This window comes from Paenibacillus sp. 01T424 (genome assembly GCF_056398745.1).
Window position 1 is genome coordinate 98,759 of sequence record NZ_JBFTPZ010000004.1, and the last position, 15,281, is coordinate 114,039.

General features: G+C 44.6%; 13 protein-coding genes. 7 read left to right on the forward strand and 6 right to left on the reverse strand.

The genetic code is table 11. From position 1 onward, the window contains the following. Positions 1-6 precede the first annotated feature (6 nt). The 6 genes from AC1DPK_RS05035 to rlmN form a co-directional block, all read right to left on the reverse strand. A complete protein-coding gene (locus AC1DPK_RS05035; RefSeq protein ID WP_477509531.1) occupies positions 7-2,802 on the reverse strand; it encodes a hypothetical protein in 2,796 nt (931 codons plus the stop codon). Between the two features lie 233 nt (positions 2,803-3,035). Then, positions 3,036-3,407 (reverse strand): hypothetical protein, encoded by a 372-nt coding sequence (locus tag AC1DPK_RS05040; RefSeq protein ID WP_477509532.1) that lies wholly within the window; start codon positions 3,405-3,407, stop codon positions 3,036-3,038. A 52-nt stretch (positions 3,408-3,459) separates the two neighbouring features. Next, positions 3,460-4,656 carry a ParM/StbA family protein gene (locus AC1DPK_RS05045; RefSeq protein ID WP_441878364.1) on the reverse strand — a complete coding sequence of 399 codons (1,197 nt, stop codon included), beginning with the start codon at positions 4,654-4,656 and terminating at the stop codon, positions 3,460-3,462. A gap of 281 nt (positions 4,657-4,937) precedes the next feature. Continuing rightward, positions 4,938-5,414, reverse strand: coding sequence for a transcription elongation factor GreA (gene greA / locus AC1DPK_RS05050; RefSeq protein ID WP_076266440.1), 477 nt, complete (start codon positions 5,412-5,414; stop codon positions 4,938-4,940). A gap of 97 nt (positions 5,415-5,511) precedes the next feature. Then, on the reverse strand, positions 5,512-6,348 hold the full coding sequence (locus tag AC1DPK_RS05055) for a YitT family protein (RefSeq protein WP_441878362.1): 837 nt from the start codon (positions 6,346-6,348) through the stop codon (positions 5,512-5,514). 183 nt (positions 6,349-6,531) lie between these two features. Continuing rightward, entirely contained in the window at positions 6,532-7,635 is a 1,104-nt protein-coding gene (gene rlmN / locus AC1DPK_RS05060; protein WP_441878360.1) for a dual-specificity RNA methyltransferase RlmN, read from the reverse strand. 218 nt (positions 7,636-7,853) lie between these two features. Here rlmN and AC1DPK_RS05065 point away from each other — a divergent pair, with 218 nt between their 5' ends. The 7 genes from AC1DPK_RS05065 to AC1DPK_RS05095 all read left to right on the forward strand — a co-directional run bounded on the left by AC1DPK_RS05065 (position 7,854) and on the right by AC1DPK_RS05095 (position 15,260). After that, the gene (locus AC1DPK_RS05065; RefSeq protein ID WP_477509533.1) at positions 7,854-8,597 is read left to right on the forward strand and encodes a DUF4184 family protein; all 744 of its coding nucleotides are present in this window, start codon (positions 7,854-7,856) and stop codon (positions 8,595-8,597) included. A gap of 167 nt (positions 8,598-8,764) precedes the next feature. After that, positions 8,765-9,751: an SDR family NAD(P)-dependent oxidoreductase gene (locus AC1DPK_RS05070; protein WP_477509534.1), complete on the forward strand. Its 987-nt coding sequence runs from the start codon at positions 8,765-8,767 to the stop codon at positions 9,749-9,751. Beyond that, positions 9,748-10,845, forward strand: coding sequence for an undecaprenyldiphospho-muramoylpentapeptide beta-N-acetylglucosaminyltransferase (locus AC1DPK_RS05075; RefSeq protein WP_477509535.1), 1,098 nt, complete (start codon positions 9,748-9,750; stop codon positions 10,843-10,845). Before AC1DPK_RS05070 ends, AC1DPK_RS05075 begins: the two co-directional genes overlap by 4 nt. Positions 10,846-11,044: 199 nt before the next feature. Beyond that, a complete protein-coding gene (locus tag AC1DPK_RS05080) occupies positions 11,045-11,692 on the forward strand; it encodes a response regulator transcription factor (protein WP_339205626.1) in 648 nt (215 codons plus the stop codon). Continuing rightward, positions 11,685-13,076, forward strand: coding sequence for a sensor histidine kinase (locus tag AC1DPK_RS05085; protein WP_477509536.1), 1,392 nt, complete (start codon positions 11,685-11,687; stop codon positions 13,074-13,076). The genes AC1DPK_RS05080 and AC1DPK_RS05085 overlap by 8 nt, the downstream gene beginning before the upstream one ends. A 123-nt stretch (positions 13,077-13,199) precedes the next feature. Next, complete coding sequence (locus AC1DPK_RS05090; RefSeq protein ID WP_477509537.1) at positions 13,200-14,072, forward strand: metallophosphoesterase; 873 nt, start codon at positions 13,200-13,202, stop codon at positions 14,070-14,072. 87 nt (positions 14,073-14,159) lie between these two features. Beyond that, positions 14,160-15,260, forward strand: coding sequence for a PRK06851 family protein (locus AC1DPK_RS05095; protein ID WP_441878348.1), 1,101 nt, complete (start codon positions 14,160-14,162; stop codon positions 15,258-15,260). Positions 15,261-15,281 lie beyond the last annotated feature (21 nt).

Sequence of the window (15,281 nt, forward strand, 5' to 3'; positions counted from 1 at the left end):
CAAATGTTAACCTATTTCGTGCCCTGCCAATTCTCCTGAAATGGATCCCGATCCACTCGCATCCTGCTCATATTGCAGCTTTCCAAGCCGCTTGGACTTCTCTACCGCTACATTCACGATGCCCGCTTCCACTTCGAATGACTTCGTTTGCGTAACTTCCAATGCAATTTCCCAGCCTTTGGACTTATTATCTTTATCCCACTTTTTGCTAAACCCGATACTCAGATCAAGTGAGCTTGCGAGCGCTATTTTGTTGCCTTGTTCAATCGCGCTAGCACTTGAATCCCCTGTTAGCCAACCGCGAATCGTATCATTGACGGTTTCGTCGCCTTGGATTTTTGAGGCAAGGCTTTTGCCGGCTGCTTCAAACTGCGGAACTACAAATAACAGATCCGTCCCAGTATCCAGAGCTGATCCTGCACCCTTCGCCACCATGTCCTTATCCTTTTTCACTTTGCTAGTAATGAGGCCAACGAGATTTTTGGCCGAACCAGCTACCGGTGTCGCTACTTTAGATGCAATCTTCACCCATTCGCCCGCATCTTCACCGAATTGGAATGGAATAGAGCCGCTAGCTGTAATTTCGAGCGATCTCAAATTATTATTGATGACGGAACCTGCAGCTTCGAGTCCAAAGGCGATGTCATTGCCGCCCAGCTTCACCTTCGCTTCGGCAGAGGCTTCCATAACATGCACATTCATACCTCTGCGGAGGGTTGCTGCCTTTTCCTTCAGCTTCGTTAGATCCGTTGCCCCGCCAAATCCGTTAGGCGATTGTTTCTCAAGAGCTTCTTTGTCAAAGCGGCCTAAGAACTTATAGCCAAGGGCTGCTCCCATCTCGGCTACCCCGGCATTCGCTTCAGCCTCTCCCTTAAAGGTCAAGCCAATATCAACATGATTGCCTGCTTTTTGCAGCTCCTTTTCCTCGATCATAGCTGCCCATATTTCTGCTTCTTCGACCTCGGCCATACCGGACTTACCTCCCATACCCCAGAGATAATCCGCTGCACTATCGGAAATGTTTCTTATTTGCCTGTACATACCGTACGAGGTTAAATTCATGACACCGGCTGAATCCGTTCCTATACTCTCTAGGAAGAAGCCCGCACGGAAATTGGCGTCGAAACCAAACGACTGGAAGCCAGCTCCGAAAGTAATTTCAGCGGCCATCGTTAATTCTTTATCTTCCCTGCCTACCGAGCCTGCCAGTCCGAACAGAACATAGACGCCGCTAGCATGAACGGGTATTTTCAAATCAAAGCTGAACGAGCTGGAGTCGCCAATATTCGGCGCGGCTAGATCAAGCACCTTGCCTATGACGAAGAGCCCTTTGTTTAGCGTAGGAGCCTCTACTGTTTTTTTAATGGCTTTGCCGGCTATATCATCCGCCGTAACCTGCTCCTTCGTTTTCTCAGCAAGTGCCGTAAGCTGCGCAGCATCCGGCTTCGAGCCTGGCACCTTTTTATCGCCTTTCGTAATGCTTCGAACAGCGTTCACCGCTTCGGTTTGTTTGCTCTTCAGCAGTTCAATCGCTTTCTTCTCAGCACCAACTAAAGCAGCTTCATTTACTTTTACACCCGTAGCGTTTGTACGTGCTACGCCATATGCTGAGGTTTGTGCTGCTTCTTTCAGCAGCTTCTTAATATCCCCTTCAGGCAGCACTCTTTTCGTGATATTGACTGCCTCAGTGGTCATAGCTGCATCGACAGAGCCCTTGGAGGTTGCATGTGCTTCCTTCTTTGCCATCATGCCGGTAAACTTCTTATCGAGCTGCGTTTTGCCCGATGTTAGTGCATTCGTGTCCAATTGATTGTCAATATCCGTTCTCGACTGCTCTCGCGCAGCATCTTTCATCTTCTGACGAAAAGCATTAAGTTCTTTGGATCTTCGCCAAGCGCCTCGTCCTACGCCGAGCTTCATAACGACAGCTTCCTTGATGGGTTCATACAGCTTATTTGTATAAACCGTATTAATAACAGCTGGCTGAACAAGCGTACTATCCATTTGATGCCGATTTTCCACTTCTGCCTTACCCAAATCGCCAACGTCTACACTGCTATCGAGAAATGCTGCACTTTGCTTAACCTTGTCCACAGCATCTTTTTTAATCTGTGCAAGAGATACATTAGACAACCGTTCAGCCTCAGCAGTTGCCTCCCTCGTCGCCTGTGCGTTCGCAGCTAACACTTGTTTAGCTAAAGGAACCTCAGGCCTTGCCTCCGTCTTGTTATAGCCTTCAATGAACTTATTCGCCAGCAGGCTCTTTTGGCTCGATGGAAGCTTGCTCACGACAGTATCGCTCGCATATTTCTTTAACGTATCGGATACGATGCCTTTTGCAGCTACATGTTCTGCAGCATAAAGCTTTTCATCTGCCTTCTCATGGGCCTCTGCTACACCGTTCTGATCGATATTCGCTTCTACCGCCGTCTTGGCTTTAGCCTGCAGACTGGCTCTTAGCGATGCTGTTTGTTTATCACTATTTAAGAACGTATGTATATGCTGACTCGTTTGCTGAATAAGCCCATCAAAGAGCTGCTGTGGTTTGACAGTGACCTGCGCATCACGATCTGCTTTGAGCTCATCCTTTCGCACATCTTTAGGTGACTTCTGAGGGGCAGTCGCAGCTCCGCCTACTTGTGCACTCGTAGACTGATTGCCTGCCGTCTGCTGCAATTGCAGGAGCTGCCTAGGATTCACAGCCGGTGATTGCTGCGGCTGCGCTGGTGCAGTGCTTTGCGCTGGAGGAGCTGGTTTTGGTTTAGCTACGGTTGGATTCGAGCTTCGTGAGAAAAAAGGCATGGACGGCCCACCTCTATATAGTCTTATATACTAAACGGATATGATGAAAATAAATGGAACATATTACTATTATACACTAGGGTTACTAGACTTAAAGAACTGTTTTACGTAAAAAAACACCACAAGGAATGATTAAACATCCCTTAGTGGTGTTTTGTATTATTCGGTAATACTTTGTATTACTTAGTTATATATAACATGGCTAAGTAATTCTCTGCATTACCATTTTTTCATTAGCTCCATGCTTCAATATCATCATCATCAATTTCTTCCTCTACAACCGGAGAAGCTTTTGGGTCAGGAATGGGAGCAGTGACAGCAGCGCTAACTTCAGCGATCGCTGCTGACAATTGTTCCTCCCCTGTTAATGGAGCACTGATTTCGCTGCCTTGCTGCAAGGCCGATGAGCCTTGCAATCGACTTCTCTCCATCGGAACAAAAGCTTGTAAATTCCGAACGCCGTTTACGGCGATCTCATTTTCAACCAAATAACGAAGAGAATCCATAAGGTTCGATTGTGAATTCAACCAAAGCATAATTAAGGGGTCCTCTGATTTCTTGGTTTTCAAGCTTATATTTTCACCGGGCAGTTTTGTTTTCTTCATACCTCTCACCTACCAGAATCCGTTAGATTATACCTCAGCCTAATGATCAAGCTTATGCAGGCTGAACCGCTTTATTTTTTAATGCCTCATAGATTTTGCCGCGCACAAATGCATCAAGACCCATTGCATTCAGCTGCACTGCGTACTCAGCAGGAATATACAGCAGCTGCATTTCTCTTTCCGTGCACAGCTCTTTCAGCTGTCCATAGAGTACTGAGCGCATAAGAATGCTTCCGCCGCCGTAAACGCAAATCAGATCAATTTCATTGCGTGCTTTGGTCAGCTGTTTTTTGACATGCTGCACGATTTGTCTAACCTGGCTCTCAAGCGGTCTTCTTAATGTCTTAAGCGCACGTGCATGGTATTTATGATTAGGATTTTTGATAACATCGCTGAAAAATTGACGCGGGCTGTCCGCCAAATGAATGAGTCGGTTAAACTCCTGCAGCGCTTCTTCAATCGCATAACCGGCGCCATGATGGCTGCCATGCACGAATTGACGCAGAAACTTATTGCCCTCCGTAATCGGATATTCGGTAGAGCCGTCTCCGATATCCACATGAAGAATGCGTTTGTCTTTGAAATAACTGCCGTTGAATTTCTTATCTACTTCATAAGACTCAAGGAAATCTCCAAAGATTTCGCCCTCTCTCCAGCCGCCCGCTGTATCCTTCTGCAGCGTGAAAATAACCGGAGTGGCTTCTGGAACGACCTTCGCAAACGGGAACACGATTTTTACAGCTACGCGCTGCATGCCCAAATGAACCGTCACATGGTGCAAGCCAGACGTAAATCGTTTCTCAAACTTAGCAGAGGTCTCATCCGTGTGCTGCGTAACCGGAAGCGCCGTTGCCATATCTACTTCCACATCGATTTGTGCAGGTATTTTTTTCTCTTCCTCGTACGCCTTCTGAACAGCCATCGCCGCAATTTGGGCAAGCGTATTGATAACCGGCAAATCCATATCGCTCTTCAGATCGATTCCGATTTGCAGATTGTCCAACACTTCTCCGCTCTCTAGAGCGAACTTCCCGACATAGTACATCCCTGGTCTTGCAGATGGCGAATCGATGGTTACAACCAGCTGATCCTGCAAATTCTTAATAAAGCTCTCTGGTGTTTGCTCTTCGCTCCATGGAAGCTCGTCCACCGTACAATTTACATTAGGCTGCTGAACCAGCTTGCCGTCAATGATAAGATCATGCTCACTGTTTCCGTTATCGTTGCCTACAAAGAAATGATAGTTCATAATGGCTTTCCTCCTAGAAAAGGTTTTTGGAAACTTGTACAGCTTCCAAAGATTATGTTTTTTTGTTGCAACTGTCATGGTAATACTTTGCCATACAAAGTATTAGTTTACATCAAGCTATAGTCCCAATGCCCGTTAATCTTTTCTCATCTGTTTCTGTCGCAATATGTTTGTATCGATCGGTTCTTTAACGATGCTGTCGTTTCTGCCCTTTTTCGTCAAAAAAAGCTAACCCGCTTCAGGCGGATTAGCTGTGATGAAATGATCTATAGGATAATGAATTATGCTCTGATTTCGAGAAGCTCGTATTTAATAACGCCCATAGGAGCACTTACGTTAATGATGCTGCCTACCGTCTGACCAAGCAGTTCTTTGCCTAGTGGACTTTCGTAGGAAATTTTGTTCTCCGCAACATCTGCTTCCTCAGTACCTACGATTTTGTACTCGATCTTCTCAGAAAATTCGATATCGTTTAAAATGACGGTTAAACCAATGCTTACTTTTGATAGGTCTAAGGTCTTCGCTTCGATCACGCGAGCCTTCTTCAGCATTTTATCTAAAATAAGAATTCTCGTTTCCATGAAGGACTGATCATTTTTGGCTGAGTGATATTCGCTGTTTTCCTTTAAGTCGCCATAACTGATCGCGAGTTTAATCCGCGCAGCCAATTCCTTGCGCTTCACATATTTTAGATCATCCAGCTCAGCTTGCAGCTGCTCTAAGCCTTCTTGCGTCAAAATTACTTCGTCTTTCGACATCTAAACAACTCCTATCTGCTATCTTGTTTTAATTTTACTCTATATCCCGAAAATAAGCGAAATTCCACGACCTTCTTTTTTATACCAATCGCTGTAATCATTTTGAAATATCAATAAATCCTTCGCCAAATACGTCCCGCACATCATGAATCGTAATAAACGCATTTTTGTCGCATGCCTTCACAATTTTTTTCAACTGGCTCAGTTCCTGCTTGCTAATGACAATATATAAAATTTCCTGCGGTGTTTTCGTATAGTGCCCGCGGCCATAAATAACAGTAACTCCTCTATCCATCACCACATTAACCTGCTCAGCAATTTTGCCTTGCTCCTTGGATATAATGGTGACCGCTTTTTTCGGATTAACCCCTTCAATGATGAAGTCCATCACCTTGGTACCGATGTATAACATGACAATAGTAAGCATCAGCGCCTCGGCACCGATAATGAAATAAGAGGAGAACGCGACGATTAAGTCAAAAAACAACAAGGCATAGCTAATGTTCCAGTCCAAATACTTATTCGCAATACGTGCCAAAATCGTTGTTCCTGCAGTCGTGCCTCCAACGCGGATAATGAGCCCAATTCCCGCTCCGCCAAACAAGCCGCCAAACAACGCATTTACGATTAATTCATCGGATTGAATACTCCAGTTTGCTGTTAAATGGAGAAATAAAGAATGGAAAAGCACCGCTGCGATCGTATAAATTACCGTCTGTCGATCCAGAAAACGGTAGCCTACAATGAGCAAGAAGGAGTTGAAAATTAAGCTCATTAACCATGGTGCCCATCCGAAAACATAATATAAAATAATTGTTATCCCGGTAACCCCGCCTTCGCCAAACTCGTTCGGAATAACAAATAAGTTGATTGCTAATGCAAAAATAAGTGCGCCAACCATAATTGTAATGACATCCATTATTCTCTTCTTCATATGCATACACCCTTCTTATCTAAAAATATATGATCGTAGTATGTCCATCTTATCCGAAATTGTAAATATTCAGAAAAAATGGCTGGATAAACAAATAAAAAGAACACCTCTTTTAGAAGGTGTTCTCATATTATTCACATGATTATCTTTTAAAAGCAGCAGCTGCAAAGGTATGATACGCTTCTAGAGGGACGCTGCTGCTGCGCTTTCTTGTCCCAATTTCTGCTCTTTGGATTTTTTGATCTGTTTGCTCCGCAGCTGTCCGCAAGCGGCATCAATATCCGTACCATGCTCAAGGCGAACGCTGCAGCTGATACCCTGTTTCTTAAGCGTATCATAGAAAGCTCGCACCGTTTCGCGATCCGTTCGTTGGTATTGACTATGCTCATCCACCGGATTGTAGGGAATGAGGTTTACATTAGCGAGGTTACCTCTATGACCAATAAGCTGTGCAAGCTCTATTGCATGCTCTCTTTGGTCATTAACGTCCTTCAGCAATATATATTCAAGCGTAATTCTCCGATTCGTTTTCTCCAAATAATAATCGATGGATTGCATCAATTTCTCAATGGGAATCGCACGGTTTATTTTCATAATTCGCGTTCGAAGCTCATCATTCGGTGCATGCAAGGAAACGGCAAGGTTTACCTGTAGATCCGAATCGGCGAACTCCACGATTTTGTTCGCTAAGCCGCTCGTTGATACGGTAATATGTCTAGCGGCGATCGCAAGCCCCTTCTGGCTCTTGATCACACCGATAAAGTCTGTCAGGTTCTCAAAATTATCGAATGGCTCGCCGATGCCCATGACAACGACGTGACTGACATGCTCGACCTTCTGCGCCTGATCCAAATGAAGCTGTACCTTCATAATCTGCTCCACGATCTCTCCGCCCGTTAAATCACGGCTCTTTGCAAGCAGACCGCTCGCACAGAAGCTGCAGCCAATATTACAGCCCACTTGTGTCGTCACACAAACCGATAAGCCGAATTTATGTCTCATCAATACCGTCTCTATTAAATTGCCATCATGCAGCTTGAACAAAAATTTATTCGTTCCGTCCGCTGATTCCTGCCTCGTATGCTCGGTAAGCGTTTGAATGACAAAATGCTCGGAAAGCAGCTGAATGATCTCTTGCTTCACATCCGTCATATCCTCAAAAGCCGTTACACGCTTCCGATAAAGCCAATCCCATACCTGTGATGCCCGAAACTTTGTATACTCTCGTTCTTTCAGCCATTCTGTCAGCTGATCAAACGTTAATCCATATATAGATACTTTAGTCATAACTAATCCTCTTTTCAAAACTGCTAAAAAGCAGCCCTATTCTAGCTAGTAGGCCGAAACAAACAATCTGCTTATTATTGTCCCAAAATTACCTCATTAAAACAAGGGGGGAAAGCGCCCAATTATTATGTTAATGCCCCTCCCTTGGCCTATATGTTACATTTCTTTTAAAAGTACCGTCTTCCTATTTTAAAATAGACCCATTAGGAGGTGCCGAATTGCCGTTCACCTTTGCTCATCCGCTATATATTGCACCTTTAAAAGCGGCAAAGCCTGCTTATTTTAGCTTAACTGGTCTTATTCTCGGGAGTATGTCTCCTGACTTTGAATATTTTATTGCGCTTGAGCCCTATCAGACGATCGGACATTCCTTTGGCGGGTTGATCTATCAAGCGATACCGCTGAGCATTATGCTCGCTTATTTGTTTCATTATGTTGTAAAAGTTCCCTTAGCCAAGAACCTGCCTGCGCTTGGGAATTTGGATCGTAAAGCCTACAGCCTCGCCCATGGATGGAAATTTAACACGGTGCAGAGCTGGCTGGTGTTTCTCGTTTCCGTCATCATTGGTTTCTATTCACATCTTTTAATCGATGCTTGCACGCACTATTCAGGTATGTTCGTTACTACATTTCCTGTTCTTCGTGAATCAATTGCCGGGATACCGCTATACAAATGGTTTCAGCGAACGCTATCCATCGTCGGTCTAGTTATAGAGGCAATGCTGTTATACCGCTTTATAAATAAAGCTAAATTGGAATCTGCTTATACAGGCGCTGCCACAAAACTCAAAATGGTATATTGGGCAATTGTTTTATTTTGTACATTGCTGACTTTAACATTAAAGCTAATCTTCACATCCAGCTCCAACTATATCGGGATAGCTGTTGTAGCTCCAATTTCAGGGTTTATGCTCGGCATTCTCCTGGCAAGCATCGTTCATCGTCTGTATAGGAGAAAATGAGTCTATCCCAATTTAGCATAAGCTCTCCTGATGAGGGCTTATTTTATTTGTAAATAGAACCGCTATCGCATGACCTCATGCCGTAAATGATTTTTGCCATATTGGTGTAACATTCAAACTTTATGCTTGTTCTTATTCATCGTTCAGATAAACGGGAGGAACAAGTTTTGAAAAATAAAACGATCGTCGTTACCGGAGGAACAGGGTCTTGGGGGCGGGAGCTCGTAAAGCGGCTGTTAGAGAGAGAACCTAAGGAAATCCGTATTTTTTCCCGAAACGAAGCGCTTCAAGTCGAAATGATGCACGAATTTCATCATCATCCCAAGTTAACCTTCATTATTGGAGATATACGCGATAAATATGAACTCATGCAGGCCTGCCAACAGGCGGATTTTATTTATCACTTAGCTGCCTTAAAGCATGTGCCAATCTGTGAGCAGCAGCCGGACAGTGCCATGAAAACGAATGTAATTGGCACGCAAAATGTCATTCAAGCCGCGATCAAAAACGGCGTGGAGAAGGTCATTTACGTATCAACCGATAAGGCCTCCCATCCATCGAGCACCTACGGCATGACCAAAGCCATCGGCGAGAAGCTCATCGTCCATGCTAATTTAAGAGAGGGCAAGACCAAATTTGTATGTGTGCGCAGCGGCAACGTGCTCGGATCGACAGGCAGCGTGGTGCCTATTTTTAAACAGCAAATTGAACAGGGATTGCAGATCAACCTAACCGATAAAAGAATGACTCGTTTCTTCTTAGCGTTGGAAGAGGCCGTATCGCTGCTGCTCAAAGCAACGGATGAAAGCAGCGGTGGTGAGGTTTACGTCATGAGAATGCAAGGCTGCCGCATACAGGACCTCGCTGAGGTATTAATTGAGGAGCTGGCGGCATCCGACATTCCAATCCGTGAGACAGGCGCTCGCCTTGGTGAGCGTATGTGTGAATCATTGATTTCCGAACTCGAAAGCATGAGCTCCATTCATTTGGATGAGGACTATTATGTCATTTTGCCTCCATTCCCAATTGATGGACTACATGAAACTTACGCCGGTCGTACACCCGTGCAATTCGATCATTACCATTCGGATCATGTACTGATGAGCAAACCTGAAATAAAAGAAATGCTGCAAAATGGCGGGTTTTTGTCATGAGAAAAACAATCGTATTGACTGGAGGAGGCACTGCGGGTCATGTATCAGGCAATCTTGTACTCATCCCGCTGTGTTTGGAACAAAATTGGGATGTTCATTATATTGGGTCAGAGCAAGGTATCGAGAGAAAGCTAGTTTCTGACTACAAAGAGGTGACGTACCACCCGATTTCTACCGGCAAGCTGAGGCGTTATTGGGCTTGGGAAAATGTAATCGATGGTTTCCGGGTCGTTCGCGGCATTTTCCAAGCTTACCGGCTCATCAAAAAACGAAAGCCTCATGTTGTTTTTTCAAAAGGTGGATTCGTGGCAGTTCCCGTTGTACTCGCAGCGAGGCTTAACAAGGTGCCAGTCGTTATTTATGAACCCGATCTGAATATGGGGCTGGCTAATAAAATTTCCTATCCGTTTGCATCAACGATGTGTACGGCCTTCCGGGAGACGGGAGCAAATTATCGCGATTCAAAAGCCGTATATACAGGGCCTATTTTGAAGCAACATTTAAAGTCGGACAACGTTCAGCGTGCGCTCCATGCTTGCGGCTTTACTTCCGAGAAGCCCGTTCTTCTTATTATGGGCGGCAGCCTAGGGGCAGACAGCATTAACCAAATGGTGAAAACAACAAGGCATGAGCTGCTTGCCACCTTTCAAATCGTTCATATTTGCGGCAAAGGCAAGGTTGATCATACCCTCTCGATGGCTGGCTATAGAGCATTTGAATTTGTCAGCAAGGAACTTGCGGATTTACTCGCGATGGCGGATGTTGTCGTTTCCCGTGCGGGCTCAAACACGATTATGGAGCTGCTTGCGCTGCAGAAGCCAATGCTGCTTATTCCGCATACGAGAGGTGGAAGCCGCACGGGGCAGTTTATGAATGCACAATATTTTGAGCAGGCCGGCTTTGCCAAGCTGCTGCTTCAAGAGCAAATGACCGCTCAAAGCTTTGTTAAGGCGGTTATGCAGCTGTATGAGCACCGATTCGTATACGCCGAGCATATGAGCAGTTTTGAAAATGGTGAAGGTGCATCTAAAATCATGGAGCTGATTAAAGTGGCCGGAAACCGAGAAGAGCTGATCAACGAGACAGGTTTATAATAAGATGAAAATAGCTGCTTGTTTGGTTGTCTTATTTTTTCTCATAGTCGTGGTCGTATTTAGTTATGGTTTTCTTACAGCCGCTTGACCTGACGCTCCGCTGGTATGAAACAAAAACAAGATGTACAGCTTATTCTAATAACAGGTATCATATTCCTTACGTATTCTATCTCTCTACATTGCTGGGAAGGAGCCTTTAATGAATATATTAATTGCCGATGATGAGCCCTTTATGCTCAAGATTTTAAAAGCGTATTTTGAGAAAGAAGCCTTTCATACCTTCCTAGCACAGGATGGCGAAGAAGCGCTGAACATTTTCTATTCAAACAACATCCATTTAGCAGTATTAGATTGGATGATGCCTAAAGTAAATGGTATTGAGGTATGCAAAGAAATCAAAAAACAAAGCAAAACGAAGGTATTGATGCTGACGGCAAAAGGGGAAGATGAGGATGAACTCATCGCCCTTCAATCTGGAGCAGATGAGTATGTCAGCAAGCCGTTTGACCCGCGTATATTGATTTTGCGAGTAAAGAAGCTGCTTCATATGGACAATCAAATTGCGATCGGAAATATAAAAGTAGATATCGATAGCCAAAAAATTTTTAGAGATGAGACCGACCTGCAGGCTACGAATAAAGAGTTTCACTTAATGAAGTATCTCATTGAAAACAGAGGGATCATCGTTTCACGGAAAGCTCTGCTCGATCGTATTTGGGGGTTCGATTATTTTGGCGAAGAACGAACTGTCGATACACATATCCGCAGGCTTAGAGCAAAGATCGGCGATCATTTGATCAGAACACATAGAGGGATGGGCTACAGCCTGGAAGAACCGCATGAATAAGCTAAACAAAAAGTTGATTGGGCGCATTTTATTCGTGTTCTGTATCGTCGTTATTTTCTCAATTGTGATGAATTCGTTTTTCTTGCCCAAATATCTTTTGTACAAAAAAAAGCATGCCCTTGCAGCTATAACTGAGCAGCTTGATGCCATGGATACAAAGCAGTTATTGCGCAATATGGAGGCTCTTGAGAACAAATACGATGTTACCATTGTAAACACACCAGTCACAGCAAATTTGAATGCGCTAAATGAAACAATTATAGGTCTTTTAAATAAAAAAGGCATTACGCTTAGCAAGTTTTGGATCACGAATGAAAGCCTTGAGAAGCTTAACGAATATCAAATGGTCAGAAAAATTTACAATCAAGAGAAGCTGAAATCCAGCTTTCTCGTTACCTTTATGAAAAAAGATGAGATCGTTTTTGTAGTCGGTGAATCGATATCCCACTCGGCAGAAACATTAACCATCGTTAATCAATTTACCCTCTATACTTATGCAGGCGAGCTGCTGCTGCTGATCATCCTGTCAGCACTTTTTACAAGAAGCATCGTTCGACCGCTTGCCAAAATACAAGATGCAGCTGAAGGCATTTCAAGCTTATCGTTTACCAAGGTTCATATTCGTACGGGCGATGAAATTGAAGCCTTAGCAGAGAGCATCAATCAAATGAGTGATAAATTAGAGCATGCCCATCATGAGCTGGAAGCGAGAAATGAGAACTTGCGGCAGTTTATTGCCAACATTTCGCATGAACTGAAGACCCCGCTATCCTTAATAAAGGCTTATTCTTCAGGAATAAAGGACGGGATGGACGACGGTACCTATATTGATGTTATCCAGCAGCAAACCGATGACATTGCGATGATGGTGGGCAAGCTGCTTGAGCTCTCCAAGCTGCAAACCGACCTTTATCGGATGAACACCTTTGATTTCAAACAGCTGCTCCATCGAAACTTGCAAAAATATCGTTTTTCCATTCAACAGGAAGCTATTCAGCTATCTGTAGATGACAGCTTGCTAAACCAGCACCATATATTCGCTGATGAGCAGAAGATAGAGATGGTTTTGAACAATTTCATTTCCAATGCAATGAAATATTCAACCAATCAACAAATTCGTATTACTGCTCGGAATAAAGATGATTTTTTACTTTTCTCGATCACGAATGGGATTGAAAATGATGAGCAGCGACAATGGGATTTGATATGGGAACCCTTTTACGTAATGGAGAGCTCCCGCAACAAACAGCTTAGCGGAACGGGCTTAGGCTTATCGATTGCGAGAACGATTTTGCAGAAGCATGAAGCACCGTTTGGCTTTCATATTGAAAACGAAGAAATTACATTTTATTTCTCGTTGCCTATAGATACGAGTAAGAATTAAAGGCGCTGCGACAATCCTATTGCGGTGCCTTATTTTTTTGTCACATTGGCGTAACAAAAAAGGACTATGATTGCACTTACAGATCATCATTGGAAGACATCAACAAGGAAAAATGGAGGCATTATGCAATCAACTTCAGCACCTATGAGTAGACGGACGTTTTTGAAGAAGAGCTTGCATGTAACTTTGGGGCTTATGGGAACCGCTGGTTTATCCGGCGTATATTCGCACCTAGTTGAGCCGTATTGGATTGAGGTTAAACAGGTGAAGGTTGCCATCCCAAAGCTGCCTGCCTCCTTCAACTCCTTTCGCATCGTTCATTTCAGTGACCTGCATCTCGGCTTTCATTCTAAACCTGAACTGCTGACTGAGCTTGCAGAGCAAGTTAGGCAGGCAAAACCAGACCTTATTTGCTTTACAGGAGATTTGCTCGATCAATCCACCGCCTATATGCCGGAAGCCGTAGCCTTCCTCTCGAAGCTCTCGAAGCTGCAAGCGCCATTTGGGCAATATGCCGTTCTAGGCAATCACGATGCCTTCGGCAATCGAAGAGCGGTTACGAAGGGGCTATCTAAAGCTGGATTCCATGTGCTCGATAACCAGCATGTCCCGTTAACAAAGGGCTCAGCGCAGCTCTATATTGCCGGGGTCGATGATCCGATGGTTGGACACCCAAATATCGATCAGGCTTTGCAAGGCATTCCAGACGGTTCCAGTACCATTCTGCTCGCGCATGAGCCGGATTTTGCTGATGAGTACGCCCGCTATCCGGTCGACCTGCAATTGTCAGGCCATAGCCATGGCGGACAAGTACGTATTCCTTTAGTCGGGGCACTGTATACACCTCCCTACGGGAGCAAGTATACTGCCGGTTTGTATCAGGTACCGAGCAGCAAATTGCAAGTGTATACCACTCGCGGGATAGGAATGACACGGATTCCCGTTCGTTTTCATTGCCGGCCAGAGCTTACCGTTCTTACGTTAAAGGCACAATAAAGGAAATTGGATACTAGCACCAATTCAACATGGAAATAATACGATGGAGTATGCAGCATGACATTAGCCTAGGAAGGTGTGACGGTTATGACTGGAATCATCAAAAACTTCTATGTGAACGGAAACACAGCTCGCGGCTTGACCAGCCTGTTCGACTCGTCTTTGCAAGATTTGGAGCGTTTATTTATTTTGAAAGAAGGACCTGCTTTAGAACGATCAAACCTCATTCGTTCTATAGCTGACGACATCGCGCAGAGTGGCTATGACATTTGGCTGCTGCACTCCCCCTTCGACAATGGTTCGCTAGATGGACTCATCGTTCCCGCACTCCGTCTCGGTCTTGTCGATGGAACACCGCCGCGCTTTATTGATCCCGCTTTGCTAGGAGCATCCGTTCAATACATTCATCTCGGCGAGGCCGCAGATGCAGCAGAGCTGCAAACGCTAAAGCCAGAGATCGAGATTTTAAGTACACAAATTACGCAGGCGTACGATCAAGCTTATGCTGGCTTTGCTGAGGCGCTTCGTATTCATGACGACTGGGAGAGCGTCTATATTCAGAACATGAATTTCCAAGCAGCCGATGAGCTGACAGCTTTGTACATCGATACATTCTATGGCGATAACAGGCTGGAGAAAACAAGTCGTGTTGATCACCGTTTTTTGGGCGCTGCTACAGCTAAGGGCTCATTCGATTTTGTCCCGAATCTGACGGATGGTCTAAAACGATATTTCGTTAAAGGCAGAGCTGGTTCAGGCAAATCCACCATGCTCAAAAAAATAGCTGCAGCCGGGGTCGATCGCGGACTGGATGTTGAGATTTATCATTGCGGCTTCGATCCGAACAGCTTAGATATGGTCATCGTTCGTGAGCTTGGCTTCGCAATTTTCGACAGTACAGCGCCACACGAGTACTTTCCCGATCGTGCAGGCGATGAAATGATCGATATGTATGCCAGCTGCATTACACCTGGAACAGATGAAGCACATTCAGCTATCATTACCGAAATAAAAAACCGTTACGCTGCGCAGATCAAAACATCGGTTCAGCAGCTATCTCAAGCAAAGACATTGCAAGATGAACGGGAGCAATTGTATACGCAAGCTGTTGATTACGAACAACTTGAACAAATCAAAAATGAAGCGAAGCAAGCAATCGGCAATATTTTGGCCACTGCCGCTCGTTAACATACATGTATTTTTCATAAT

Excerpts from the sequence above, each read along its gene's own strand:
- AC1DPK_RS05035 (WP_477509531.1), bottom strand. The coding sequence starts at position 2,802 with ATGCCTTTTTTCTCACGAAGCTCGAATCCAACCGTAGCTAAACCAAAA.
- AC1DPK_RS05040 (WP_477509532.1), bottom strand. The coding sequence starts at position 3,407 with ATGAAGAAAACAAAACTGCCCGGTGAAAATATAAGCTTGAAAACCAAG.
- AC1DPK_RS05045 (WP_441878364.1), bottom strand. The coding sequence starts at position 4,656 with ATGAACTATCATTTCTTTGTAGGCAACGATAACGGAAACAGTGAGCAT.
- greA (WP_076266440.1), bottom strand. The coding sequence starts at position 5,414 with ATGTCGAAAGACGAAGTAATTTTGACGCAAGAAGGCTTAGAGCAGCTG.
- AC1DPK_RS05055 (WP_441878362.1), bottom strand. The coding sequence starts at position 6,348 with ATGAAGAAGAGAATAATGGATGTCATTACAATTATGGTTGGCGCACTT.
- rlmN (WP_441878360.1), bottom strand. The coding sequence starts at position 7,635 with ATGACTAAAGTATCTATATATGGATTAACGTTTGATCAGCTGACAGAA.
- AC1DPK_RS05075 (WP_477509535.1), top strand. The coding sequence starts at position 9,748 with ATGAGAAAAACAATCGTATTGACTGGAGGAGGCACTGCGGGTCATGTA.
- AC1DPK_RS05080 (WP_339205626.1), top strand. The coding sequence starts at position 11,045 with ATGAATATATTAATTGCCGATGATGAGCCCTTTATGCTCAAGATTTTA.
- AC1DPK_RS05085 (WP_477509536.1), top strand. The coding sequence starts at position 11,685 with ATGAATAAGCTAAACAAAAAGTTGATTGGGCGCATTTTATTCGTGTTC.
- AC1DPK_RS05090 (WP_477509537.1), top strand. The coding sequence starts at position 13,200 with ATGCAATCAACTTCAGCACCTATGAGTAGACGGACGTTTTTGAAGAAG.
- AC1DPK_RS05095 (WP_441878348.1), top strand. The coding sequence starts at position 14,160 with ATGACTGGAATCATCAAAAACTTCTATGTGAACGGAAACACAGCTCGC.